Raw genomic sequence first — 24,539 nt, forward strand, 5'->3', positions numbered from 1 at the left:
TATCGCTGCGCGGTGAGTTTATCGTACCAGGCTTTCAGAAGATGATCTTTGCCGTAGAAGCCCGTGCGGCCTTGATGAGGTCAGCCGGCACACAGCAGACCTGCGTACCGATGCGCCCGCCGGAAACATAGACCTTCGGCTGGCTCAGCACGCTCTCATCAAAAACAGTGGTGTACTGCTTTTTCATGCCCACCGGGCTGCAGCCGCCCCGGACATAGCCGGTGACTTTGTTGATGTCAGCGACGTGTATCATCGCCACACTTTTTTCGCCCACGCTGCGGGCGGCGGCTTTCAGATCCAGCTCTGCCGCCACCGGGATGACGAAGACGAAGTAGTTCTTGCTGTTTCCCTGCGTCACCAGCGTCTTGTAGACGCAGGCAGGGTCTTCGCCGATGCTGGCGGCGACGGTCACGCCGTCCACGGCCACGCCCTCTTCGTGGGGATATTCATGCGCGGTGTAGGCCACCTTGGCCCGCTCCAGAATGCGCATGACGTTGGTTTTTGCTTCTTTGCCCATATGTAAGACCTCTATTATTATATTAACCTCTCCGTCACGCCTGACGGCGTGCCACTGCCCGGGTTGCGGCACCCAGCAGCCGCAGCGCTTTGCTTGCGTCTTGCTGGCCGCGGCCCCAACAGCGACTCCCTGTTTCCGCCACTGGCGGCGGTCGTCGTTGTTGCTCCTACCGAGGGGAGGCCTTGGCATAGCGGAAAACTTCTCCTCTTCGCCAGAGGCTCCCCCTTTGGGGGAGCTGTCTGCGAAGCAGACTGAGAGGGCTACTTTATTTTACCACTTTCTCTCCCAAAATTCAAAAAATTTCGGAAAGGCTATTGACTTCATGAAACTGAAGTGCTATGCTATGTCCATGCTCAATCACTTCACGATACTGAAGTTTGTAATACGGAAACATCAACGGCAAGGCGGCCTCATCTCCCCTGCCGTACCAGAACAGGAAAAGGAGAACCCGCCATGATCATCGTACTCAAACAGGACGCCCCCAAAGAGAAGATCCATGAATTCTGCACCGAGCTGGAAGGCATGGGCCTGCAGATCAACGACTCCAAGGGCAGCGACACCCACATCCTCGGCCTCATCGGCGACACCAAGGCCATCGCGGAGAGCTGGGTGCTGGCAAACCCGGTGGTCGAGACTTGCCGCCGTGTGTCGGAGCCCTACAAGAAGGCCAACCGCAAGTTCCACCCGGACGACAGCGTCATCGACGTGGAAGGCGTAAAGATCGGCGGCGGCAGCTTCGCTGTCATCGCCGGCCCCTGCAGCATCGAGAGCGAGGAGCAGATCACCTACTGCGCCCAGCGCGTCAAGGCAGCCGGTGCTTCCCTGCTGCGCGGCGGTGCGTTCAAGCCCCGCACTTCCCCCTACTCCTTCCAGGGGATGCGCAGCGAGGGTCTCGACCTGCTCAAGCTGGCCCGCCGTGCCACCGGCTCCCCCATCGTCACCGAGATCATGAACACCGAGCATCTGCCCCTCTTCGAGAACGTAGACCTCATTCAGGTGGGTGCCCGCAATATGCAGAACTTCGAACTGCTCAAGGCTGTAGGCCGTCAGAAAAAGCCTGTCCTGCTCAAGCGCGGCCTCGCCAACACCCTTGAGGAGTTCGTCATGAGCGCCGAGTACATCATGGCCGAGGGCAACGAGAACGTCATCCTCTGCGAGCGCGGCATCCGCACCTTTGAGACCAGTATGCGCAACACCCTCGACCTCGCCGGCGTGGTCATGCTTCATAAGATGACCCACCTGCCCGTCATCGTAGACCCCAGCCACGCCTGCGGCCACGCATGGATGGTGCCTCAGCTGGCCAAGGCCGCTGTCGCCGCCGGTGCCGACGGCCTGATGATCGAAGTCCACAACGACCCCGCCAAGGCCAAGTGCGACGGCGCACAAAGCCTGACCCCCGACCAGTTCGATGAGCTGATGGGCTTCATCCGTAAGGAAGTGGAGTTCTTCGGCAAGAAGATGAACTAAGTTACGCTTTTAGCGTTGACAATTCACGCTGAAACGATTATACTACAAATAAAGAAGGCACTGTCCCACAAATGGTCAGCGCTCTTCCGGCGTTAAGTCAAAAAGAATGACCGCTTGCTTGGAGAGGCATGGGCGGTCATTTCTTTTTGTTGTTAAAAATGGTCCAGCTGATTTCAAAGGTAATGTAGATTGCCCCGCCGAGAAGCGTGAGCAACAATACGACCTGTTCAAACGTCATGGAACATCCCCCCCTTTCGCTCTCGCGTCAGGGGAAGCAAAAAGATTTTCGTCTCCACTGGCGCTTCGCCGGAGGAGCGTGACCACCTGCATTTGCAGACAGTGCCTGCCGCCTTTTCTGACGGCAGTTTCAGAATATCACAACTTTTGACAAAATACAATAGCGTCTTTCTTGTTCGACTGCTGCCCGCTTTGCAAAAAGGGTCGGCAGTCGTTTTCTTTTCCTGTTATCTGTGCTATACTATAGTGTATTTACAAAAAACTTCACTCTGAAAGAAAGAGGTTCACACTATGAAAGCACATATCGCACGCAACCAGAACGCCGGCGTCCCGCTGGCGCTGGGCTGGAACCTGTCCGCCGCCGACCGGGGCATCCTCGAGGGGATGGCTCCCGCCTTCGGCATGAAGCTGCTTCTCGTCTCCCCTGCCGACGCGGGCAAGACCGTCGCCCAGCTGCTGGGCGAGGTGGAGATGAAAGCCTCCCGCACCCTCGTGCTGGAACCGGGCGCTTACCCTCCCGCACTGGTGCTGGCGAACTTCAGGGAGAAAGACCTCGACACCCTGCTGGACCTCATGAAGCAGGCACAGGTGAACATCCCCCTCAAGGCCGTGGTCACCCCGTCCAACAAGAACTGGGTCTTCGGCGACCTGCTGGCCCACCTGTCGGAAGAGCATGCCACCTTCACCGCTGCGGCAAAGGAGCAGGCATGAGCATCAAGCGTTTCGTTTCCGCTCTGCTGACCGGGGCGCTCTGCCTCGGCGTCCTCACCGCCTGCGGCTCGACCCAGAAGCCTGCCTCTTCGGGCGTGAGCGCCGACGCCCAGCGGTACAGCACCATCTTCTACGATGCCTTCGACACTGTCACGCAGGTCATCGCCTACTGCGACAGCGAGGAGGAGTTCTCCCGTCAGATGGACGCCCTCCACGCCGATTTGCTGGAATACCACCGTCTCTACGATATCTACAACGATTATGACGGCGTGGTGAATGTCAAGACCATCAACGACAACGCAGGCGTCGCCCCCGTTCAGGTGGATGATAAGATCCTCGGGATGCTGGAACTGGCCCGGCAGATGTACGACACCACAAACGGCAAGCTGAACATCGCCATGGGCAGCGTCCTCCGCATCTGGCACGACTACCGCGAGGCCGCCGAAGCCAACACGAACGAGGCGGACAACAAGCTGCCCGAACAGGAGGCGCTGGATGCCGCCGCCCAGCACTGCGACATCTCCAACCTCGTCATCGACGAAAACGCCAAGACCGTCTATCTCTCCGACCCGGATATGTCCCTCGATGTGGGCAGCGTGGGTAAGGGCTACGCCGTGGAGATGGCGGCACAGGCCGCCGAGGCCCGGGGCCTGAAAAGCGCCCTCATCAGCGTGGGCGGCAACCTCCGCGCCATCGGCACGAAGCCCGACGGCTCCCAGTGGTCGGGCGGCGTGGAGAACCCGTGGAACGCCTCGGACGTCTACACTGCCAGCTCTTCCTACGTCTCCGGTGTCAACATGAGCGACATGGCTCTCGTCACCAGCGGCAACTACCAGCGGTACTACGTCGTGGACGGTGTGCGCTACCATCACCTCATCGACCCGGATACCCTCTGGCCCGCCCGCTACTTTGACAGCGTGAGCGTCCTCTCCCCCGACTCCGGCGCAGCCGACTGCCTCACCACCGGCCTGTTCTGTATGTCCCTTGAGGATGGCCAGAAGCTCATCGAGTCCCTCGACGGTGTGGAGGCCCTCTGGTGTACCCCGGACGGCGAAGTCATCCAGTCCAGCGGCTGGGCCGACCACGAGAAAAAGTAACAGAAAGCGAAAGTCCCCTCTTCGTCACGGTTCTTGCTCCAATGACGAAGAGGGGACTTTTATATACTACATATCAAGAATATTTCCGCGCGTTCACTCTTCCATGCAGGCATACCTTGCCATTAGGACAGCCCCGCCGGTCACGAGTGCAGTGACAAGCTCCACCACCCAGACAGATGCCACTGCACTGAGCAGAACGGACAGCGAGTCGATGACAAAGTGGAACAGGTAGGCCCGCACCAGCTCCATGGGGGCCTTTTTGCGGATGGACTGGAACACCAGAATCGACAGGCTCAGATGGAGCACCACCGCAATGATCCGCTCTACGCCGCCTGCAAAAAACGTCAAGCTCGGTGTCGTCCACAGCGCCGAAAGAGCCGCTGCCGTGTCTGCCGCCTTCTCTGCGTCAAGAGTCGCCAGCTGTGCAGACATGGTGCCGGAATTTATCATCACGGCACTTGCGATGTTGCTGATAGATGCCACGCCGCACAGAAGCATTGCCTCCACGCCGCCGTGTCCGGCACCATACATAAAGGCATTCGGAAAGTCCATCGGCTTCACCAGAAACCTCATGGCAATGTAACGACCGGTCTCTTCAAAAAGAGCTGCCATCAGGCCGCCATAGACTGCGTATAGGATCACGCTTCCGGTCAGCGCTTCTCCGGCCAGCTGGAACACGATGCGATGGATGGCAGCTTCCAGCATCAGCACCATCACGAAGAAAACGCCGCACCCGATAAAGAACGGTGCCGTCTTCGCGCCCAGCTTCTTCTTTGCGTAAACGAAGAGGCCTATGGGAAGTGCGAAGGAGACGACAAGGGAAAACACCATGCCTGCGATGCTTGCCCCGGGTACCATACCTACTGTCATAGTCATCCTCCCTGCCGATATACCATCGGCGTTTTTGCAAGGCCTGCCCCCGGAGGGGAGCAGGGTCATTCAATATCCAGCTCCGGCGGCAGGTCGATCTGATCGGAGACGTACCGGCCGTTCTTTTTGCGCTGACGCACACACTCGGTGAGGAGATACTCGATCTGCCCGTTCACCGAGCGGAAATCGTCCTCAGCCCATGCGGCAAGGGCCTCATAGAGCTTTGCGTTCAGGCGCAGGGGGATCTGCTTTTTGGGCTCTGCCATCAGTACAGGCTGCCGCTGTTCACGATGGGCTGTGCGTCCCGGTTGCCGCAGAGCACCACCAGCAGGTTGGAGACCATGGCCGCTTTCCGTTCGTCATCCAACTCCACCACGTTGTTTTCGCTCAGCCGGTCCAGTGCCATCTCCACCATGCCCACGGCGCCGTCCACGATCATCTTGCGGGCGTCGATGATGGCGCTGGCCTGCTGGCGCTGGAGCATCACTGCGGCGATCTCCGGCGCATAGGCCAGATAGGTGATCCGGGCCTCCACCACCTCGATGCCTGCCTCAGCCACGTTTTTCTGGATCTCGTCCCGGATGCGGGCCGCCACCACCTCCGAGGAACCCCGCAGGCTGCCCTCGTCGGCCACGCCGTCTCCGGTGGTGTCCACGTTGGGGGCCACATCGTAGGGGTACACCCGCACCACGTTCCGCAGGGCGCTGTCACACTGGAGGGAGAGGTACTCCTTGTAGTTGTCCACATTGAACACCGCCTTGGCAGTGTCGGTGACCCGCCAGATCACGGCGATGCCGATCTCCACCGGGTTGCCCAGACAGTCGTTGATCTTCTGCCGGGAGTTGTTGAGGGTCATCATTTTAAGAGAAATTTTCTTGCCCATGCCGTCGCTCTGGGAGACGGCCTTTGCGCCGCCGTCCACGTCGCCGCTCTGGCTCAGTTTGGTGCCTGCCGCCGGGTTGACGGCGGTGCAGAAGGGGCAGACCCAGTAGAAGCCCGGCTCCCGCAGGGTGCCTGCATAGTGGCCGAAGAGGGTGAGCACCAGCGCTTCCTGCGGCTTGAGCACCTTGAAGCCCGGGAGGGCGATAATGCCCGCAATGTAGCCGAGGATGGCGACGACGAGCAGGAAGCCGCCGAGGGCGTTTTCCCCGCGTTCCAGATGACCGATGGCGTACACGAAGAGCGCTGTGCCCGACGCAAAAACGATGAAGCAGAGCGGCAGCATCGAGAAGCCGCTTTTTTTGGCGGTGAGAGCTTTTTCTTCCATGAAGTTCCCTCCTTTGATGGGTGTGGAAGTGATTGATTTGATATTAAAATCATATCACTTTGTGAGATAGGTGTCAAGAGGGAAAAGAAAAACCCTCTCAGTCGCACTTCGTGCGCCAGCTCCACCGAAGGGGGAGCTCATGCAGCGCCTTGGATAAAGGCAGCATGACCTTGCCCTTCGGGAGAGGTGGCATTGCGAAGCAATGACAGAGAGGGTTCTTTTATCGCTTGTATTTGGCAGCAGTCTGCAGACGCTGCATGGCGCGGTCCAGAGCGATCTTGGTCTGGTAATACTCGTGCATGCTCTGCTTATGCTGCAGGCGCTCTTCGGCGCGGATGCGGGCGGCCTCGGCACGGTTCTTGTCGATGTCCTCGGGGCGCTCGGCGCTGTCCACCAGCAGAAGCACGAAGGTGGGCGTCACCTCAGCGATGCCGTCGCCGACCAGAATCTCGCGGGTCTCGCCGTCCACAGTGAACTTGAGCATCCCCATGTGGATAGCCACCAGCACCGGGCTGTGGCCGGCCTGAACACCGTAGACGCCGTCCTTCACGGGCAGCACCATGCTCTCGCAGCTGCCCTGATAGAACTCACCGCTGGAAGCCGTGATGTTGAGGATGAAGCTGTTCATCAGGCCTCACCGCCTTTTTCCTCCGCCAGCTTGTCCGCTGCCTTCTTGCGGGCGTCGTCGAGGGTGCCTACGTTGAAGAAGGCCCACTCGGGCAGGTCGTCGCACTTGCCGTCCACGATGGCGGCAAAGCCCTTGACCGTCTCGGCCAGCGGCACATATTTGCCGGGCAGGCCGGTGAAGTTCTCAGCCACCGAGAAGGGCTGGGACAGGAACTTCTGCAGCTTACGCGCACGGGTGACGGTGAGCTTGTCTTCCTCGCCCAGCTCGTCCATGCCCAGAATGGCGATGATGTCCTGCAGTTCCTGATAGCGCTGCAGCGTTGCCTGCACCTTGCGGGCCACGCGGTAGTGCTCCTCGCCCACGATGTCGGCTTCCAGAATGCGGGAGGTGGAAGCCAGCGGGTCCACGGCGGGATAGATGCCCTGCTCGACGATTTTACGGCTCAGAACGGTGGTTGCGTCCAGATGTGCAAACGTGGTAGCGGGAGCAGGGTCGGTCAGGTCGTCAGCGGGGACGTAGACGGCCTGCACCGAGGTGATGGAGCCGTCGCGGGTGGAGGTGATACGCTCCTGCAGAGCGCCCAGCTCGTTGGCCAGCGTGGGCTGATAGCCGACAGCCGAGGGCATACGGCCCATCAGAGCAGAGACCTCAGAGCCGGCCTGCACGAAACGGAAGATGTTGTCGATGAAAAGCAGCACGTCCTTGTGGGTCTCCTCGCGGAAATACTCGGCCATGGTCAGGCCGGTCTCCGCCACCCGCATACGGGCTCCTGGGGGCTCGTTCATCTGGCCGAAGACCAGCGCGGTCTTGTTCAGGACGCCGGAGGCGTTCATCTCGCCCCAGAGGTCGCAGCCCTCACGGGAGCGCTCGCCGACGCCGGTGAAGATGGAGTAGCCGCCGTGCTCGGTGGCCACGTTGTGGATCAGCTCCTGGATCAGGACGGTCTTGCCGACGCCTGCGCCGCCGAACAGACCGATCTTGCCGCCCTTGGCGTAGGGGGCCAGCAGGTCGATGACCTTGATGCCCGTTTCCAAAATCTCAGTAGCGGGCTTCTGCTCTGCAAAGCTGGGGGCCTTGCGGTGGATGGGCCAATGCGGCACATCGTCCACAGAGCCCTTGCCGTCGATGGGTCGGCCCAGCGGGTCGAACATACGGCCCAGCGTGGCCTCGCCCACCGGGGCAGTCAGGCCGTGGCCGGTGGCGGTGACTTCCATACCCTTGCCCAGACCTTCGCTGGCCGAGAGCATGATGCAGCGCACCGTCGATTCGTTGACGTGCTGCGCCACCTCCATCGTGCGCTCGGTGCCTTCTGCGGTCACGGTCAGCGCTTCCTGCAGGGCAGGCAGTCGGCCTGCGGTGAACTGCACGTCCACCACAGGGCCGGCCACGCGAATAATTTTTCCCTGTATCATAGATTTGCCTCGTATATTTAGATGTGTCAACCTCTCAGTCTCGCATTCGCTCGACAGCTCCCCTACCGAGGGGAGCCTCTGGCGAAGAGATGAAGCTTTGCGGAATGCCAAAGCCTCTCCTCGATAGGAGAGGTGGCAGCGCGCAAGCGCTGACGGAGAGGTTATTCTTGTGATTTCACCGCAGACGCGCCGCCGATGATCTCGGTGATCTCCTGAGTGATGGAGCCCTGGCGGGTGCGGTTGTATTCCAGCTGCAAGTCGCGTATCATATCGTTGGCGCTCTTGGTGGCCGAATCCATGGCGGTCATGCGGGCGCTCTGCTCTGCGCAGAAGCTCTCGGTCATGGCACCGAAGATCATGCCGTGCATATAGATAGGAGCGGTCTGCTCGAACACCGTCCATGCGTCCGGCACCAGCTCAACTTCGCCGCGGGGGTCGCCCAGACCCTTGGGGGCGGGCTGCAGATGCTCGCGGTCCAGCGGCAGCAGACGCACCATGACCGGCTCACTGGTGAGCGCGTTCTGGATCTTGGTGTAGATAAGATAGATCTCATCCAGTTTGCCCGACTTGAAGTCGTCGATGGCGTCCACCGTGATGTCACGGGCGCGCTGCAGCGACGGGGCAGTCGCGCCGTACTGGAACTCCCGCACCAGGCGAGGGTCTTTGCGGAGGGCGCGGTAGCCCACCTGACCGATGACATAGAAACGGTCGTTTCTGTCAGCCTTTTCCAGCAGGAGTTTCAGCACGTTCTGGTTGAAAGAGCCTGCCATGCCCTTGTCTGCCGTCAGCACCAGATAGGCGCGGCGGGGATCGCCGTCCTCTCTCTTCCGCTCGTGGAAGAACGGATGCACCGGCTCATCAGGCAGATGGGGGACGACACGGGAGATGGTGTCTCTCATGCGGGTGAAGTAGGGCAGGACGTTCTGGTAGTTTTTGCGTGCCTTGCGCAGCTTGGAGGAAGAGATCAGATACATCGCGTTCGTGATCTTGCGGGTATCCTGAATGCTCTCGATGCGCTCTTTCAGCAGCTTACTGGACGCCATGACTCTCGCCTCCCTCGTAGGCCTTCCATGCGTTCAGGATGGTGTCGGTCTGCTCGGGAGTGAGCTTGCCGGTGGCCGTGATGGCATCCATCGTGCCGGACACATCTGCATGGAACTGGCGAACAAAGGCAGCGGTGCGCGCCCGCTGCTCAGCGAGAGGCACTTCGTCCAGCATCCCGTGGGAAGCCAGCACAAGGATGACCACCTGCTCGGCGTCGGTCTTGGGCTGATAGAGCGGCTGCTTGAGCATCTCGGTCAGAGCCTTGCCGTGCTCGAGCTGATGGCGGGTCTCGGCGTCCAGATCGGAGCTGAACTGCGCGAAGGACTCCATGTCCTTGTACTGAGCCAGCTCGATACGCAGGTTGGCGTTGGCCTTCTTCATGGCCTTGGTCTGGGCTGCGCCGCCGACACGGGAGACGGACAGGCCCACGTTGACAGCCGGGCGATTGCCGGCGTTGAACAGAGCGCTCTCGAGGAAGATCTGACCGTCGGTGATGGAGATGACGTTGGTGGGGATGTAAGCGGACACGTCGCCTGCCTGAGTCTCAACGATGGGCAGCGCGGTGATGGAGCCGCCGCCCAGTGCATCGCTCATGCGGCAGGAGCGCTCCAGCAGACGGGAGTGCAGATAGAAGACGTCGCCGGGGTAAGCCTCACGGCCCGGAGAGCGGCGGAGCAGCAGGGAGATGGCACGGTATGCCACCGCGTGCTTGGAGAGGTCATCGTAGACGATGAGGACGCTCTTGCCCTGCGCCATGAAATACTCGGCCAGAGCCGTACCGGCGTAAGGTGCGATGTACTGCAGCGGGGCGCTGTCGGAAGCGGTAGCCGCCACGATGGTGGTGTAGCTCATCGCGCCGTGCTTCTTCAGGTCTTCGGCCACGCGGGCGATGGAAGAAGCCTTCTGGCCGATGGCGACGTAGATGCAGAGCACGCCGGTGTCCTTCTGGTTCAGGATGGCATCGGTGGCGATCGAGGTCTTGCCGGTCTGGCGGTCGCCGATGATCAGCTCGCGCTGGCCGCGGCCAATGGGGAACATGGAGTCGATGGCGAGGATGCCGGTGTGGAGCGGCGTATCCACGCTCTGGCGCTCGAGGATGCCGGGGGCCTGCTTCTCGATGGGGTTGTAGCCCACAGCCTCGATGGGGCCTTTGCCGTCGATGGGCTCGCCCAGCGGGTCGATGACGCGGCCAAGGAAGCCGTCGCCCACCGGGATGCCGGCGCGCTTGCCGCTGCGGGTGACCATGGTGCCGACGCCGACGGTCTCAGCGCCGTCGAAGAGCATGATGCCCAGACGGCCCGGCTCGACGCTCTCCACCATGCCCTTGGCGCCATTCTCGAAGGTGACGATCTCGCCGTAGACGGCGCGGTCCATGCCTTCCACTTCCACGATGCCGTCGGCGGAGGAGATGACCACGCCGCCCTCTTCGCTGGTAGCGGCGGGCTTGTAGTCCTCGATGCGGGTCTTGAGGGTGGCCAGAGAGGGCTTGTCGGCCATCATCTGGTCGATGGCGTGGCGGCCGGAGTTATCGAAGACGCGGTCGCCGATCTGCAGCACATAGCCGGAGAGGAGGCTGTCGTCCACCGTGACGTTCAGGATGACCTCGGTGGCGTCGTACAGCTTCGCGACCTCTTTCTTGATGCGCTCCAGGTCCTCCTCGCGGGGGGTGCGGGCGGCACGGAGGTCAGCTTTGACGATGCGGTTGGCCGAGAAGAACTCGGTGCTGAATTCACTTGCCATTTTCAGCCCCCGCTTTCTCCAACAGGTCGTCCAGCAGGCGGGCGTCGTCCTGCTCGTTCAGGTTGCGGGCCAGCAGCTTCTCGCACATGGCGCGGGCCAGTGCAGTGGTCTGGGCGTCAGCCTGACGCAGCTTGTGCTGGCGCTCGGCCTCGGCGGCAGCTTTGCCCTCGGCCAGGATGGCGTCGGCCTGCTGCTGGGCGTCAGCCAGCAGCTGCTGCTTGTCCTTTTCGGCCTGCTGCTCGTAGGCAGTGCGGCGGGCAGCAGCCTCGGTGTCCACATTGCGCAGCTTTGCCTGCGCGTCGTTCAGGGCCGCAGCGGCCTCCTGCTTGGAGGTCTCGGCGGCGTTCAGTGCGTCATCCACCTGCTTCTGGCGCTGTGCGATGATGTTCATGACGGGCTTGTACAGGAACTTGCGCAGCAGCAAAAACAGAACCAGAATGTTGACGACTGTATACAGAAGGTTCAGATTCAGAGTCAGCATTCGTCATGCCTCCGTGATCAACCCAGGAACAGGATGATGAGCAGAGCAACGACGAAGCCGAAAATTGCAGTACCTTCGGCCAGAGCTGCACCCAGCAGCAGGTTGGTCTGGATCTTACCGGAAGCTTCCGGCTGGCGGCTGATGGCCTCCGTTGCCTTGCCGGTGGCAATGCCGATGCCGATGCCGCCGCCGATACCAGTCAGCGCTGCGATGCCAGCGCCCAGAGCTACGAGTCCGTTCATAATTATTTCTCCTTTATAAATCAGTATTCTTCTTGAGGCTCCCCCTCTGGGGGAGCTGGCGCGAATGCGCCTGAGAGGGCAAGCCGCCTTTCCCAGAGCTTCCATACAGCGATAAGAACATTCTTCGTCAGAGCGAGGTCATCGCTGTGTTTTCTGCTTTTTGTCAGCATCCTTGCCCTCTCCGTCATCTTCGATGACACCTCTCCCAAGGGGAGAGGCTTTTGAGATGTTTACTCTTCTCCACCAATACTCTCTTTCATGAACAGCGAGGTGAGGAAGACAAAGACATAGGTCTGGATGAGACCATCGAACAAATCAAAGTACAGGCTGAAGACGGCCGGCACGAACACCGGGACCACCAGCTTGATGAGCTCCATGATGACGAAAGCGCCCAGCACGTTGCCGAACAGTCGCATACACAGGCTGGTGGGGCGGATGGCGATCTCGAGGATGTTCATGGGGGTCATGATGGGGGTGGGGGCGGTGAGGCTCTTGAGGAAGCCCTTGCCACCCCGGGCATGGACGCCGGAATACTCGATGAGGCAGATGCTCATGAGTGCCAGCGCAGCGGTGACATTCAGATCCTTCGTGGGGGGCTTGATGCCGAACACGCCGATGAGGTTCGCACAGGCGATATAGAGAGCCACCGTCATAAGGTAAGGCACATACCGTCTGCCCTGCTCGCCCAGCAGGCCCGTGAAGAAGTTGTCGATCATGGTGACGACCAGCTCAAGGATGGCCTGCCGCCTGGAGATGTGGTCCACCTTGAGGTTCCGGGTGAGCAGGATGGAGACGATGACCAGAAACAGCATGATGCCCCAGCTGACCACCACGGATTCCGGCACCTGCAGGCCGCCGAGGGAGATCATCTCCACATTCAGCTCCTCTTTCAGGGCCGCAGTCAATGCGTTCATCTCTTTGCCTCCTTTCTGAGCAGAGTCTTATCCTGAAGCGTAAAGGTATCGTTCGTTTTCACTCTATCTCCTTTCGTTTCTTTTATTAAAGCAGCTGTGCTGAAAATCAAAGAAGGTGCGTTTGTTTTTATGGAAACACACCCTCTTTCTGCGCTCAGCGCAGCCCTTTTGCGTCTGGTATCATAGCACGATTGGTGCAGTTTGATAAGCCCTTTTGTCGATATTCTACTTTTTGTTATATCTTATTTCACACCTCAGCCGGGGATGTTGTGCATCTTGCTTAATAATGCACAGTCAAACTGTCCATTTTGACCAAATTCTTAGTCATTCCTTAGTGGTTCGTTTCATTTTTGAGGTAAAACGAAACCCTTTCGGCAGAATTATGCATTCCATGTATATCTGATATATAAAATTCATATAGCTGTCAAGTGTGTGATACATGAAATTTTCTTAATCGGCGGCTTATTCTTATTAAGTAATATTACCTGTTTAATAATATAGGCTCACCGGGCGTTCTGTCCACCGCGGCGGAAGATAGCACGGAAGAAGTTTGGCAGTTCTTGCGCAGAGGTTTTCCACAAAAGGCCCTGCGGGCCGTCCAGACTGCGCAGGGAGGCTGTTTCAGTCGTGCGTTTGTATGAACAATACAGTTTTTTTGTCATTTCTTGAAAAAATATATATAATTCATTGTGCATTCTGCGAATGGACAAACCGCGCCCGCGCGTGTATAATAAAGCCAGAAACCAGAGAAGTACAGCAGAAGCTCAAATGAGAGCTAACCCCGCTGACTTTAAGCAGAAAGGAGCGAAGACCGATGGTCGATATGGAACCCGCACAGTACGCACAGACTGTCGGGGTTCGCTGAGAAGCAAAACAGAGGCTCACCACAAACGGGATGCTTCCCCCGTATAAAAACACAACAATAAGAGCCGTTCTTGAGCATCAATAAAGCGAATAACAGAACAGTCTGTGAAATAAAATCCCTCGCGTTCAAATAGATCCGCCGAAGGTGATCCCAATGAAGAAAGCTTTTGCACGGAACGTCTTATTTGAATAACTCCAAAGGAGAAACTCCGATGTACTAAGTAATGACACTCCCTTCGCAAATCTAACTCGAAAGAATGTGGTAATATGAAATTCATCTCTGTGATTCGTATCCCGCACTCCAACAGTTAAGAAAAGGGTCATTCCAATGTACTAAGAAATTCATTCCCCTGCCAATCGTTCTTCACCGTTTCAAAGGAGAATCTTCTATGAAACGTCCGGTACAGACCGAAAAATGAAGAAATCGAGGTCAAGAGGCTATGACTCCGAAGAAGTAAGCATCCTGCCGACTGAGGGCTTGCAACCGCCTCGAGTCGGCAGGTTTTTTGTCTGATGTTTTCCAATGAAGCCTGCATCCTCCCGTTTTCCTGCCGGGAGGATGCGGGTTTTGTTTTGTCCCGGATATTTTGTGGCGGCAGGCGCAGGGCCTGTAGACTTTCGAATCTATTTCGTGTATACTTTTGCTCAGAAAGCAGCACTTACAAGGAGGCAGACCACTATGGCAAGCAATTTCGAGTTCTACTCCCCCACCCGGGTCATCTTCGGCAAAGGCACCGAACAGCGCGTGGGCGCGCTGGTGCGCGAATACGGCGGCACCCGTGTCCTCATCGTCTACGGCGGCAAGAGCGCCGTCCGCTCCGGTGTGCTGGACCGGGCCGAAAATTCTCTGGCCGAGGCCGGCATTTCCAGCTGGACGCTGGGCGGCGTCGTGCCGAACCCCCACCTCGACAAGGTCTACGAGGGCATCCGCATCGGCAAAGAGAACAGCATCGACTTCCTGCTGGCCGTGGGCGGCGGCAGCGTCATCGACACGGCCAAGGCCATCGCCTACGGCCTGGCCGAGCCGGAAAAGGACGTCTGGGAGCTGTACGAGCACACCCGCACGGCCAGGAAGTGCCTGCCGGTGGCCAGCATCCTGACCATCGCGGCGGCGGGCAGCGAAACGTCCAACAGCAGCGTCATCACCCGGGTGGACACCCACCAGAAGCGGGCCTACAACGACGACATCAGCCGCCCGAAGTTCGCCCTCATGGACCCCGAGCTCACCAAGACCCTGCCCGACTATCAGACCGAGTCCGGCTGCGCCGACATCATGATGCACACCATGGAGCGCTATTTCACCAATGGCGGCAATATGGAGTTGACCGACGTGCTGGCCGAGGGCCTGCTGCGCACCGTGATGAAGAACGCGGTCATCCTCCACACCGACCCGGCCAACTACGAGGCCCGGGCCGAGGTGATGTGGGCGGGCAGTCTGTCCCACAACGGCCTGACCGGCTGCGGCATCGCCTGCGGCGACTTTATGTCCCACAAACTCGAGCACGAGATGGGCGGTATGTTCGACGTGACCCATGGCGCGGGCCTCGCCGCCCTCTGGCCCAGCTGGGCGCGGTATGTCTATAAGGACTGCCTGCCCCGCTTCGTCCGCTTTGCCCGGAACGTCATGGGCGTGACCACCGACGGCACCGACGAGGAAATTGCCCTGAAAGGCATCGAGGCCATGGTGGACTTCTACCACAGCATCGGGATGCCCGCCAGCTTCCACGAGCTGGGCATCGACCCCACCGACGCGCAGATCGACGAGATGGCCCGCCGCTGCCTCGAAGCTTGCGGCTCCGCCCTCGGCTCGGCCAAAAAACTCGATCTCAACGACATGATCGCCATCTACCACGCCGCCAACCACTAAGAAACTTTTTCTCATCTCCGCCCGGCACAGAGTATTTTGCTTACTCTGTGCCGGGCATTTCGTTGTCTTTTGTGTGCTTCATCCTGCTTTTTGGCAAAGAAGTGGAAAAGAGATGGGGGAAAAATAAAAGCATTTGCCTGAACTCGAAGTATAAACGAAGCGCATCCCTTCTCCATACAGAAGCAGAAGGGGTGCGCTTTTCTATGTCTGCCGAAAGTTTTCAACAACACAAAACTTCATCCTCTCATCACAAATTTCCATCGTCCTTTTTTTGAGGGCTGTCTGCGAAGCAGACAGAGAGGGCGATCCATTCTTATAAAGAATAGATGTCTATAAAATTTCTATATTTTACAAAGGTTTCGTTTTGTGGTTTGATGGAGCCAGAACGAACGGGATTCCAAAAGCTTCTGAACGAAAGGACGAAGATATATGCGTAAATTTCCTTGTGTATTCATGCGCGGCGGCACGTCGAAGGGCTGCATGTTCCTGGAAAGCGACCTGCCCGCCCGCGACCAGTGGGACGACATTTTTGTGCAGGCCATGGGCAGCCCTGACCCCAAGCAGATCGACGGTATGGGCGGCTGCGTGTCCAGCAACAACAAGATCGTTGTCGTCCGCAAGAGCGACCGCCCCGGCATCGACGTCGATTACATCGTGGGCCAGTCCATCGTGGGCCAGTCCAAGATCGACTACAAGAGCAACTGCGGCAACATGACCGCCGCCACTGCTCCCTACGCCGTGGAGATGGGCCTCGTGGAGAACCTGACCGAGCCCACCACTGTGGTGCATATGTTCAACCTGAACACCAACAAGACCATCGACGTGGAAGTCCCTATCAAGGACGGCCAGTTCAACAACGAAGGCACCTGCTCCATCGCAGGCGTGGACGGCACCGCTGGCGAACTGAAGGTCAACTTCCTCGACCCGGCAGGCGCCAAGACCGGCAGGCTCTTCCCCACCGGCAACGCCAAGGAAATGCTGGATCTGGGCGAGCTTGGCACCATCGAGGCCACCATTCTGGACGTCTCCAACCCCATGGTCCTGGTCCGCGCTGCCGACCTCGGCATCACCGGCACCCAGCTGCCCGCTGAGGTGGACGCCGACAAGGCTCTGGCCGCAAAGCTGGAAGCCATCCGCGGTGCTGCCTGCGTCAAAATGGGCTTCGCCAAAGACCCTGCCGACGCCACCGCCAACAGCCCCGCAGTCCCGAAAGTCGGCTTCGTGACGGCTCCTGTCAGCTTCACCGACATCAGCGGCAAGTCCGTCGATGCCTCCGAGATGGACGTCTGCGCCCGCGTCATCAGCGTGTTCAAGTGCCACAAGGCCTGCCCGCTGACCAGCGCTTCTTCCATCAGCGTGGCCGCATTCGTACCCGGCACTCTGGTCAATGAGCTGGTCGCTCTCAAGCCCGGCCAGCAGACCGTCCGCATCGGCCATCCCTCCGGTGTCATGACCATGTACCCCTATCTGGATGACCCCACCAAGCCCCTGAACGACATCGTCGTCTCCGGCGTGGCCGTCCAGCGCACCGCACGCCGCATCATGGACGGCACCCTGTACATCCGTAAGTAAGCGGCCTGAAGTTACCATCCATCATCTCCTATATCTTCTACATTCTTTTTCTTCTTGCGCAAAGCGGCTCGGAAATTTTTCCGGGCCGCTTTTGCTTTTGGCTATCCATCAACTTTTGGAATGATTCTCAATCGAAATCAAATATTTTACAGAATAACCAGACTGCGGTATCATAGTGCCAGAAGGAAGGCCGACCACCAAGAAAGGCCATGAAAATAAAAAAGAGAGTTCGAGAAAGGAAGCACACATTATGCTCAAACTGTATGACAACGGCATCTACCTCGTTCACGGCGAGACCATCTGCTCCTGCCCCGAAGAGGCAGCTCAGAAGTCCGGCATCACCACTACGAAAGAGGAAGCCGCCAAAGGCACCATGGCCTACGGCATCCTGAAGGCTCACAACCAGAGCGACGACATGGACCAGCTTCGTCTGAAGTTCGACTCCATGACCAGCCACGACATCACTTATGTCGGCATCATCCAGACGGCCCGCGCTTCCGGCATGAAGCGATTCCCCCTGCCCTACGTCCTGACCAACTGCCACAACAGCCTCTGCGCTGTCGGCGGCACCATCAATGAGGACGACCACAAGTTCGCCCTCTCCGCTGCCCACAAGTACGGCGGCATCTACGTCCCTACCAACATGGCAAACATCCACAGCTACAACCGTGAGACCATGGCAGGCGGCGGCCGCATGATCCTCGGCTCCGACTCCCACACTCGTTACGGCGCTCTGGGTACCATGGCTGTCGGCGAGGGCGGCGGCGAGCTGGCAAAGCAGCTGGTGGGCCGCACTTATGACTTCGCCCGTCCCGGCGTCATCGCCATCTATCTGACCGGCAAGCCCCGCCCGGGCATCGGCCCCCACGACGTGGCCCTGAGCATCTGCGGTGCTGTCTACAAGAATGGCTACGTCAAGAACAAGGTCATGGAGTTCGTCGGCCCCGGCGTGGCAAATCTGCCCATCGAGTTCCGCAACGCCATCGACGTCATGACCACCGAGACCACCTGCTGGTCTTCCATCTGGGTGACCGACGAGCAGACCCAGCGCTACTTCATGGTCCATGGCCGTCCCGAGGCTTACAAGAAGCTGGCTCCTGCCGATGTGGCTTACTACGACGGCTGCGTCTACATCGACCTCGACACCGTCGAGTCCACCATTGCAATGCCCATGCACCCCTCCAACACCTACACCATCCACGAGCTGCAGGCCAACGCTGCCGACATCCTCCATGCTGTGCAGGAAGAGGCCAACAAGCAGATCAAGGGCGCTAAGATGGACCTCGACAGCAAGTTCCACGACGGCGCTGTCTGGGTGGACCAGGGCGAGATCGCTGGCTGCGCCGGCGGCACCTTCGACAACATCTGTGCTGCTGCTGACATCCTGCGCGGCAAGAGCTGCGGCAACGGTGTCTTCACTCTGAGCATCTACCCCGGCTCCATGCCCGCACTGGCCGAGCTGTACAAGAATGGCCGTGCAAGCGACCTTGTCAACGCCGGCGCCATCATGCGTGAGTGCTTCTGCGGCCCCTGCTTCGGCGCAGGCGACTGCCCGGCAAACGGCGAGTTCTCCGTCCGCCACACCACCCGCAACTTCCCGAACCGCGAGGGTTCCAAGCCGGGCGAGGGTCAGATGTCCAGCGTGGCACTGATGGACGCACGTTCCATCGCCGCCACCGCAGCCAACGGCGGCAAGCTGACCGCCGCCACCGACCTGGATGTGGAGTACACCAACCCCGAGTACCACTACAACGCTTCCCTGTACGAGAAGCGCGTCTACAACGGCTGGGGCAAGGCTGAGCCGGACGCAGAGCTGCGCTTCGGCCCCAACATCAAGGACTGGCCCGAGATGCCTGCTCTGACCAACGACCTGCTGGTCAAGGTCTGCTCCTACATCACCGACCCCGTCACCACCACCGACGAGCTCATCCCCTCCGGTGAGACTTCTTCCTACCGCTCCAACCCCGAGCGTCTGTCGGAGTTCGCACTGAGCCGCCGTGACCCCCAGTACGTGGGCCGCAGCAAGGTCATGCGCCAGATCGAGCGCGACCGTGAGGCCGGCAAGGCTCTGCCCGAGGAGGTCATGAAGGTCTATGAGGCCCTGACCAAGGCCGGCATCGCCAACGACCCCGCCAACACCGACATCGGCTCCACCATCTTCGCCAACATGCCCGGCGACGGCTCCGCTCGTGAGCAGGCTGCTTCCTGCCAGCGCGTCATGGGTGCTTCTGCCAACTTCGCAAAGCAGTACGCCACCAAGCGCTATCGTTCCAACTGCATCAACTGGGGCATGACTCCCTTCCTCGTGGAGAACCCCGAGGTCTTCGAGCTGGGCGACTACATCTTTGTCCCGAGCATCCGCGAGGCTGTTCTGGAGAACAAGGCAAGCTTCTCTGCTTACGCTGTCAAGCCGGACGGCACCGTCACCGAGTTCCCTGTCTCCACCGGTGCGCTGACCGAGGCTGAGCGCCAGATCATCGCTGATGGTTGCCTCATCAACTACTACCGCAATAATCAGTAATCTCTGCCCGCCGACCCGAGGGGAGTTTCCCAAGCAAATGTCCAGAGAAGTGGGGCCACGGCGCGAATCGTTGGGGCGAAACCGTGGGTCTCAGGTCCCATTTGCAGGGAAACTACCGGAGTGGGCGGCAGTGCAAACTTAAAATATCATCAAACAACTGAGGGCAGGGGCTGTCCCCGCCAAGGCTGCGGGGTGCAGCCCCTGCCCCTTTATTTTTGAAAAGGAGAACACTTATGTCTGAATACATCACGACTGCTCTGCAGGAAGAAGAGATCAAGACCGCACAGGAAAAGCTCGCTGAGCTCATCCGCTCCGACTTCGCCCGCATCGACCGCATGAAGGCTGACGAAGAAGTCACCGACTTCTCCAAGCTCGACACCATCACCATCGGCGTCATGCCCGGCGATGGCATCGGCCCCCTCATCATGACCCAGGCTCTCCGCGTCCTGAACCAGTTGCTGGCTCCCGAGATCGCCAGCGGCAAGGTGAAGATCCGCATCATCGAGGGCATGACCTTCGAGCGCCGCGTGGAGCTGGGCGAGAGCCTGCCCGCCGATGTCCTCGCCGCCTGCAAGGAGTGCAACGTCCTTATCAAGGGACCCTTCACCACGCCCCGCGCCGGTGATAAGTTCCCCGACGGCACCCCGATGCCCAACATGGTCTCCGCCAACAGTCTGCTCCGCCGCAGCCTCGATCTGTTTGCCGCTGTCCGCCCCATCAAGATCCCGGAGAAGAACATCGACTGGTGCTTCTTCCGCGAGAACATCGAGGGCGAGTACATCTGGGGCAACAAGGGCATTCAGGTCAACGATGACCTCGCCATCGACTTCAAGGTGCAGACCAAGCAGGGCAGTGAGCGCATCGCCCGCGCTGCTTTCGAGTACGCCCGCAAGAACGGCAAGCACAATGTGACCGCCATCACCAAGGCCAACATCGTCAAGCTGGCCGACGGCAACTTCCTGAAGGCTGTCCACCACATCGGCGAGACCGAATACCCCGACATCGAGGTGCAGGAGCGTCTGGTGGATGCCATGACCGCCAAGATGGCAGACCCCGAGTTCACCAAGGGCTGCGAAGTCTTTGTCCTGCCGAACCTCTATGGCGACATCGTGACCGACGCTGCTGCTGAGATGCAGGGGGGCTTAGGCAGTGCCTCTTCCTCCAACATCGGCAACAAGTACGCCCTGTTCGAGGCCATCCACGGCACCGCTCCCTTCCTCATCAATCATGGCCGCGGCCAGTACGCGAACCCCTGCTCCCTGATCCGTGCCGCCGGCCAGCTGATGGCCCACATCGGCTACGGCGACCGCACCGCAAAGCTCGAGAAGGCGCTGGACATCTGCTGCAACACCGAAAAGAAGCTCGTCGTCACCACCGACAAGGACGGCGCTACCAGCGAGGAGTTCACCACCTACCTGCTGGATACCCTCAAGTCTCTGTAAATGAGTACGCACGGTCTTGAACTTCCGTCTATAAAACGATATACTGAAAGAAATACCACGAAAAGGACGGAACATCACATGGACGAAAAAGACCTGCAGATCTTCCTGACGCTGGCTGACACCGGCAACCTGACCCGCACAGCGGAAAAACTCTACCTTGCCCAGCCCACCCTGAGCAAACGGCTCCAGAACATGGAGTCGGAGCTTGGCGCGACGCTGTTTCTGCGCAGCAAACAGGGTGTCACCCTGACCCCTGCCGGTGAAGAGGCACAGAAAGTCATCCAGCGCACTGTTCAGGACTTCAGCACTCTGCGGGAACAGTTACAGCTGAGAAAAAACACCATCTGCGGCACCCTGCGCATTGAGGCGTCCATCGACTACTCCAAATACCGCCTGCCGCAGGTGCTGGCCGCCTACACGTCCCAGCACCCGGACGTCACCCTCAAAGTCTCCACTGACCACAGCCGCGACTGCATCAAGAAGCTGCAGGACGGCAAATTCCACCTCGCCATCGTGCGGGGCGAATACGACTGGGACGAGGGCAAAATCCTGCTCGAGCGGGAACCGGTCTGTCTCATCCGCAGCCGGGAGAATGCCGATGTCCCCCTGAACGAGATGCGGTACATCGGCCGGGACGCCAACCCCGAGCATATGAGCATGAAGGCCCGCTGGCTGATGGAGCACAAGATGGAGCCCCGCTCCCAGCTGAATGTGGACGGCCTGTCCACCTGCGTCGCCATGGTGAAGGCGGGCCTCGGCTGGAGCATCGTGCCGGAGATCTGCCTGAACTATTTCGACGGCATCTCGGAGCCTCTTTTCTTTGCCGACGGCACGCCGCTCTCCCGCTCTACTTATCTGCTCTACCGCAAGCGCGAAAGCGAGCTGCCGCAGGTGCGGGAGTTCATCCGCATGGTCTGTACCATGAGCAAACATTAAAGAGATCTATTGATTCTTCCCTTCCGATCGTTCCAAGTCCCCTCTGCACTTCAGGGCGCAGGGGGGACTTTTCTTTACCGTCTCTTTGCTTTTTTGCGACATTTCGATGTTTTTGTGATAACTAACAAAAGCCTGTCGATATTTTCGTCAGTCTGCACAGCGGTTCAAAAGGGGTCCCATATTCCGCAGGATCAGTTCTATCCATTCCGTTTTTCTATGGAAATCTCATCCAATTTCCCGCATTGACTCATTTTTGACGATGTTTTCGTCCTCATGATGCATTTCCTGCATTTTTATCATTCATTTTTGGAATGGCATCAGATACAAACCCGTTATTTAACAAATCATCCATTTTCGATTATCCTAAATACAGGAAAAGTACTCCATGTACAAGAGAGTTTCGTCGAAAGGAAGCTGAAAATCTATGGAAAACGTAATGCAGGGCATCATTGATATGCACATCCATGCAGCCCCGGACGTCCGTGCGCGGAAACTGGACGATCTCGAGCTGATGGAAGCCTCCGTTCAGCGGGGTGTGCGTGCCATTGTGCTCAAGTCCCACAACGTCCCCACTGCGGACCGTGCCTATCTGGTCAACCGCGTAGCAGCTGAAAAGTACCCGGACGTAAAGTTCACCGCATTCGGCGGGCTGTGCCTGAACCGTCCGGTGGGCGGTCTGAACCCCGACGCGGTGGAAACTTCGCTGAAGCTGGGCGCAAAGGTCATCTGGCTGCCCACCAACACCGCCGAGAACCACTACCGCAAAAACGGCAAAGAGCCCTCCAAGGGCGTCGTCGTCACCCGGGACGGCAAGGCCGTGGACGAGCTGCAGGACATTTTCGCCCTCGTCAAGCAATACAACGCTGTGCTGGCCACCGGCCACATCGGTGCAGAAGAGTGCTTCCCGGTCGTGGAAGCTGCCCGCGTCGCAGGCGTGGAGAAGATCGTCATCACCCACCCCGAGTTCTGGGTGGTGGGCATGACTCCCGAGCAGCAGGCCGACATCGTGCGGAAATACGATGTCCTGCTGGAATCCGTCTACGCACAGCCCGTCAACGGCAGCTATAAGATCAACATCCCCGACAACATCGCTGCCATGAAAGCCATCGGCCCGGAGCACTTCGTCATCTCCACCGACAGCGGCCAGACCGTCAACCCCTACTGGTACGAAAGCTACACCACCTACTTCAAGGCGGTGTCTGAGGTATTCACCTCCGAGCAAGTCCGCAAGATGACCCACGACAATCCGGCATGGCTGCTGGATATTGACCAGTAAAACGGAGGAAACAACAATGAAAAAACTGAATTCCATCCAGTTCTATGGAATGCCGCTTCCCATCTATGCGTTTTTCGCCATCATCGTGCTGGCCTGCGCCTACTTCAACATCATCCCCAACCAGATGATCGGCGCGGTCGCCGTCCTGTTCGCCTTCGGCATCCTGATCGGTGAGATCGGCGAGCGCCTGCCCATCTGGAACAAGTTCCTCGGCGGCGGCGCAATGCTCTGCTTCCTCGCTGCCGGTCTGCTCAAGTACTTCAACCTCCTGCCCGAGTGCGTCACCAACGTCTCCGACGGCTGGATCAACGGCTACAGCTTCCTGAACGTCTTCATCACCTTCCTCGTCGTCGGCTCCCTGCTGGGCATCGACCGTGATGTCCTTATCAAATCCGGTTCGCTCTACATCCCCACGCTGCTGTGCTCCCTGCTGGGTGCCTGCGTGTTCGGCGTCGTGGCCGGCCTCATCTTCGGCAACGACCCGCTCTACCTCATCACCTCTTACGTCCTGCCCATCATGGGCGGCGGCGCGGGCGCCGGTGCCGTGCCTATGGCTCAGGTCTACTCCGACGCCACCGGTCAGGACTCCGCAGGCTACCTGAGCTTCTGCATGGCCATCCTCGCTCTGGGCAATATCGTCGCCATCCTGATGGCTGTCGTCATGGACCTCATTGGCCGCGCTTTCCCTAAGATGACCGGCCACGGCGAGCTGCTCCGCGTCAAGAACAAGTCTCTGGAAGTCGAGTCCAAGAACCCCGCTCCCGCTGTCACCGTGGATGACATCGCTGCTGCCATCTTCATCTGCGCAGGCTTCTTCATGCTGGGCCAGCTGGTCTCCAAGAAGATCCTCCCCACCGTGTTCGGTGTTGCCATCCCCAACTTTGCTTACATGATCATCTTCGCTGCTTTGGCCAACATCTTCAACCTCATCCCGGAAAACCTCCGCGAGGCCTGCCGCCGCTGCCAGCACTTCTGCGGCAACAAGCTGGTCTGGATCCAGATGGTTGGCATGGGCATCTCCGCCATCAACTTCTCCACCATGTTCTCCGTGGCAAGCTGGCAGAACGTCGTCATCGTCCTGATGATCGTCATCGGCTGCTGCGTCGGCTCTGCTCTCTTCGGCTGGATCGTTGGCTTCTTCCCTGTCGAGAGCGCCATCACCGCTGGCCTGTGCATGGCAAACATGGGCGGCGCAGGCGACCTGGCCGTTCTGGGTGCCGCAAAGCGGATGGACCTGATGGTCTACGCACAGATCTCCTCCCGCATCGGCGGCGCCATCGTCCTGCTGATCGCTTCCATCCTCTTCGCATTCCTCTAAGATACCACAAGACCTCTTCTCAAAGAGAGACCGGCTTTGCCCAAAGCCGATCTCTCTTTTTTACTGTCAAACCTGCGTGAATGGGGTCGTTTCCTGCGTGAATCGCTGTGTCTAAG

The 24,539-nt window shown here is 59.0% G+C and carries 21 protein-coding genes; 10 read left to right on the forward strand and 11 right to left on the reverse strand.

Annotated features, from left to right (window positions below; translation table 11 throughout):
• Positions 1–34 precede the first annotated feature (34 nt).
• The gene (gene ybaK / locus F3G95_RS04995) at positions 35–517 is read right to left on the reverse strand and encodes a Cys-tRNA(Pro) deacylase (RefSeq protein WP_149794092.1); all 483 of its coding nucleotides are present in this window, start codon (positions 515–517) and stop codon (positions 35–37) included.
• A gap of 453 nt (positions 518–970) precedes the next feature.
• Between ybaK and aroF the strand changes: the two genes are divergently transcribed.
• From aroF to F3G95_RS05015, 3 genes are all read left to right on the forward strand, one after another.
• Positions 971–1,984: a 3-deoxy-7-phosphoheptulonate synthase gene (aroF, locus tag F3G95_RS05005; protein WP_149794094.1), complete on the forward strand. Its 1,014-nt coding sequence runs from the start codon at positions 971–973 to the stop codon at positions 1,982–1,984.
• 528 nt (positions 1,985–2,512) lie between these two features.
• Complete coding sequence (locus tag F3G95_RS05010) at positions 2,513–2,932, forward strand: DUF3783 domain-containing protein (RefSeq protein WP_149794095.1); 420 nt, start codon at positions 2,513–2,515, stop codon at positions 2,930–2,932.
• Positions 2,929–4,029, forward strand: coding sequence for an FAD:protein FMN transferase (locus F3G95_RS05015; protein ID WP_149794096.1), 1,101 nt, complete (start codon positions 2,929–2,931; stop codon positions 4,027–4,029). The genes F3G95_RS05010 and F3G95_RS05015 overlap by 4 nt, the downstream gene beginning before the upstream one ends.
• Before the next feature lie 93 nt (positions 4,030–4,122).
• Here the strand turns inward: F3G95_RS05015 and F3G95_RS05020 are convergent, their stop codons facing one another.
• From F3G95_RS05020 to F3G95_RS05065, 10 genes are all read right to left on the reverse strand, one after another.
• Complete coding sequence (locus F3G95_RS05020) at positions 4,123–4,899, reverse strand: YhfC family glutamic-type intramembrane protease (RefSeq protein ID WP_188117512.1); 777 nt, start codon at positions 4,897–4,899, stop codon at positions 4,123–4,125.
• A gap of 65 nt (positions 4,900–4,964) precedes the next feature.
• Positions 4,965–5,165, reverse strand: a complete 201-nt coding sequence (locus tag F3G95_RS05025) for a hypothetical protein (protein ID WP_015563606.1) — start codon at positions 5,163–5,165, stop codon at positions 4,965–4,967.
• Positions 5,165–6,166 (reverse strand): SPFH domain-containing protein, encoded by a 1,002-nt coding sequence (locus F3G95_RS05030; RefSeq protein ID WP_149794098.1) that lies wholly within the window; start codon positions 6,164–6,166, stop codon positions 5,165–5,167. The genes F3G95_RS05025 and F3G95_RS05030 overlap by 1 nt, the downstream gene beginning before the upstream one ends.
• A gap of 220 nt (positions 6,167–6,386) precedes the next feature.
• A complete protein-coding gene (gene atpC / locus F3G95_RS05035) occupies positions 6,387–6,794 on the reverse strand; it encodes an ATP synthase F1 subunit epsilon (protein ID WP_015563604.1) in 408 nt (135 codons plus the stop codon).
• On the reverse strand, positions 6,794–8,206 hold the full coding sequence (gene atpD / locus F3G95_RS05040) for a F0F1 ATP synthase subunit beta (RefSeq protein WP_015563603.1): 1,413 nt from the start codon (positions 8,204–8,206) through the stop codon (positions 6,794–6,796). The genes atpC and atpD overlap by 1 nt, the downstream gene beginning before the upstream one ends.
• A gap of 161 nt (positions 8,207–8,367) precedes the next feature.
• Positions 8,368–9,249 carry an ATP synthase F1 subunit gamma gene (gene atpG, locus F3G95_RS05045; RefSeq protein WP_149794099.1) on the reverse strand — a complete coding sequence of 294 codons (882 nt, stop codon included), beginning with the start codon at positions 9,247–9,249 and terminating at the stop codon, positions 8,368–8,370.
• A complete protein-coding gene (gene atpA, locus F3G95_RS05050; RefSeq protein WP_149794100.1) occupies positions 9,236–10,990 on the reverse strand; it encodes a F0F1 ATP synthase subunit alpha in 1,755 nt (584 codons plus the stop codon). Before atpA ends, atpG begins: the two co-directional genes overlap by 14 nt.
• Complete coding sequence (gene atpF / locus F3G95_RS05055; protein WP_015563600.1) at positions 10,980–11,471, reverse strand: F0F1 ATP synthase subunit B; 492 nt, start codon at positions 11,469–11,471, stop codon at positions 10,980–10,982. Before atpF ends, atpA begins: the two co-directional genes overlap by 11 nt.
• A 17-nt stretch (positions 11,472–11,488) precedes the next feature.
• A complete protein-coding gene (gene atpE, locus F3G95_RS05060) occupies positions 11,489–11,713 on the reverse strand; it encodes an ATP synthase F0 subunit C (RefSeq protein ID WP_015563599.1) in 225 nt (74 codons plus the stop codon).
• 230 nt (positions 11,714–11,943) lie between these two features.
• Positions 11,944–12,627 (reverse strand): F0F1 ATP synthase subunit A, encoded by a 684-nt coding sequence (locus F3G95_RS05065; protein ID WP_149794101.1) that lies wholly within the window; start codon positions 12,625–12,627, stop codon positions 11,944–11,946.
• 1,543 nt (positions 12,628–14,170) lie between these two features.
• Between F3G95_RS05065 and F3G95_RS05070 the strand changes: the two genes are divergently transcribed.
• The 7 genes from F3G95_RS05070 to F3G95_RS05100 all read left to right on the forward strand — a co-directional run bounded on the left by F3G95_RS05070 (position 14,171) and on the right by F3G95_RS05100 (position 24,423).
• The gene (locus F3G95_RS05070; RefSeq protein ID WP_149794102.1) at positions 14,171–15,358 is read left to right on the forward strand and encodes an iron-containing alcohol dehydrogenase; all 1,188 of its coding nucleotides are present in this window, start codon (positions 14,171–14,173) and stop codon (positions 15,356–15,358) included.
• Positions 15,359–15,787: 429 nt separating this feature from the next.
• The gene (locus F3G95_RS05075; RefSeq protein WP_149794103.1) at positions 15,788–16,930 is read left to right on the forward strand and encodes a PrpF domain-containing protein; all 1,143 of its coding nucleotides are present in this window, start codon (positions 15,788–15,790) and stop codon (positions 16,928–16,930) included.
• 250 nt (positions 16,931–17,180) lie between these two features.
• Positions 17,181–19,451 carry a hydratase gene (locus tag F3G95_RS05080; RefSeq protein ID WP_149794104.1) on the forward strand — a complete coding sequence of 757 codons (2,271 nt, stop codon included), beginning with the start codon at positions 17,181–17,183 and terminating at the stop codon, positions 19,449–19,451.
• Positions 19,452–19,684: 233 nt separating this feature from the next.
• A complete protein-coding gene (locus F3G95_RS05085) occupies positions 19,685–20,893 on the forward strand; it encodes an isocitrate/isopropylmalate family dehydrogenase (protein ID WP_207706439.1) in 1,209 nt (402 codons plus the stop codon).
• 78 nt (positions 20,894–20,971) lie between these two features.
• The gene (locus F3G95_RS05090) at positions 20,972–21,829 is read left to right on the forward strand and encodes a LysR family transcriptional regulator (RefSeq protein WP_188117513.1); all 858 of its coding nucleotides are present in this window, start codon (positions 20,972–20,974) and stop codon (positions 21,827–21,829) included.
• Positions 21,830–22,253: 424 nt separating this feature from the next.
• Positions 22,254–23,105 (forward strand): DUF6282 family protein, encoded by an 852-nt coding sequence (locus tag F3G95_RS05095; protein ID WP_149794106.1) that lies wholly within the window; start codon positions 22,254–22,256, stop codon positions 23,103–23,105.
• Between the two features lie 16 nt (positions 23,106–23,121).
• A complete protein-coding gene (locus tag F3G95_RS05100) occupies positions 23,122–24,423 on the forward strand; it encodes a 2-hydroxycarboxylate transporter family protein (protein ID WP_207706440.1) in 1,302 nt (433 codons plus the stop codon).
• Positions 24,424–24,539 lie beyond the last annotated feature (116 nt).

The sequence above is a fragment of the Faecalibacterium sp. Marseille-P9312 genome, from assembly GCF_902497445.1.
Classification (GTDB): Bacteria; Bacillota; Clostridia; order Oscillospirales; family Ruminococcaceae; genus Faecalibacterium; species Faecalibacterium longum.

Coding starts and splice junctions, on each gene's coding strand:
- ybaK (WP_149794092.1), bottom strand. CDS start 517: ATGGGCAAAGAAGCAAAAACCAACGTCATGCGCATTCTGGAGCGGGCC.
- aroF (WP_149794094.1), top strand. CDS start 971: ATGATCATCGTACTCAAACAGGACGCCCCCAAAGAGAAGATCCATGAA.
- F3G95_RS05010 (WP_149794095.1), top strand. CDS start 2,513: ATGAAAGCACATATCGCACGCAACCAGAACGCCGGCGTCCCGCTGGCG.
- F3G95_RS05015 (WP_149794096.1), top strand. CDS start 2,929: ATGAGCATCAAGCGTTTCGTTTCCGCTCTGCTGACCGGGGCGCTCTGC.
- F3G95_RS05020 (WP_188117512.1), bottom strand. CDS start 4,899: ATGACAGTAGGTATGGTACCCGGGGCAAGCATCGCAGGCATGGTGTTT.
- F3G95_RS05025 (WP_015563606.1), bottom strand. CDS start 5,165: ATGGCAGAGCCCAAAAAGCAGATCCCCCTGCGCCTGAACGCAAAGCTC.
- F3G95_RS05030 (WP_149794098.1), bottom strand. CDS start 6,166: ATGGAAGAAAAAGCTCTCACCGCCAAAAAAAGCGGCTTCTCGATGCTG.
- atpC (WP_015563604.1), bottom strand. CDS start 6,794: ATGAACAGCTTCATCCTCAACATCACGGCTTCCAGCGGTGAGTTCTAT.
- atpD (WP_015563603.1), bottom strand. CDS start 8,206: ATGATACAGGGAAAAATTATTCGCGTGGCCGGCCCTGTGGTGGACGTG.
- atpG (WP_149794099.1), bottom strand. CDS start 9,249: ATGGCGTCCAGTAAGCTGCTGAAAGAGCGCATCGAGAGCATTCAGGAT.
- atpA (WP_149794100.1), bottom strand. CDS start 10,990: ATGGCAAGTGAATTCAGCACCGAGTTCTTCTCGGCCAACCGCATCGTC.
- atpF (WP_015563600.1), bottom strand. CDS start 11,471: ATGCTGACTCTGAATCTGAACCTTCTGTATACAGTCGTCAACATTCTG.
- atpE (WP_015563599.1), bottom strand. CDS start 11,713: ATGAACGGACTCGTAGCTCTGGGCGCTGGCATCGCAGCGCTGACTGGT.
- F3G95_RS05065 (WP_149794101.1), bottom strand. CDS start 12,627: ATGAACGCATTGACTGCGGCCCTGAAAGAGGAGCTGAATGTGGAGATG.
- F3G95_RS05070 (WP_149794102.1), top strand. CDS start 14,171: ATGGCAAGCAATTTCGAGTTCTACTCCCCCACCCGGGTCATCTTCGGC.
- F3G95_RS05075 (WP_149794103.1), top strand. CDS start 15,788: ATGCGTAAATTTCCTTGTGTATTCATGCGCGGCGGCACGTCGAAGGGC.
- F3G95_RS05080 (WP_149794104.1), top strand. CDS start 17,181: ATGCTCAAACTGTATGACAACGGCATCTACCTCGTTCACGGCGAGACC.
- F3G95_RS05085 (WP_207706439.1), top strand. CDS start 19,685: ATGTCTGAATACATCACGACTGCTCTGCAGGAAGAAGAGATCAAGACC.
- F3G95_RS05090 (WP_188117513.1), top strand. CDS start 20,972: ATGGACGAAAAAGACCTGCAGATCTTCCTGACGCTGGCTGACACCGGC.
- F3G95_RS05095 (WP_149794106.1), top strand. CDS start 22,254: ATGGAAAACGTAATGCAGGGCATCATTGATATGCACATCCATGCAGCC.
- F3G95_RS05100 (WP_207706440.1), top strand. CDS start 23,122: ATGAAAAAACTGAATTCCATCCAGTTCTATGGAATGCCGCTTCCCATC.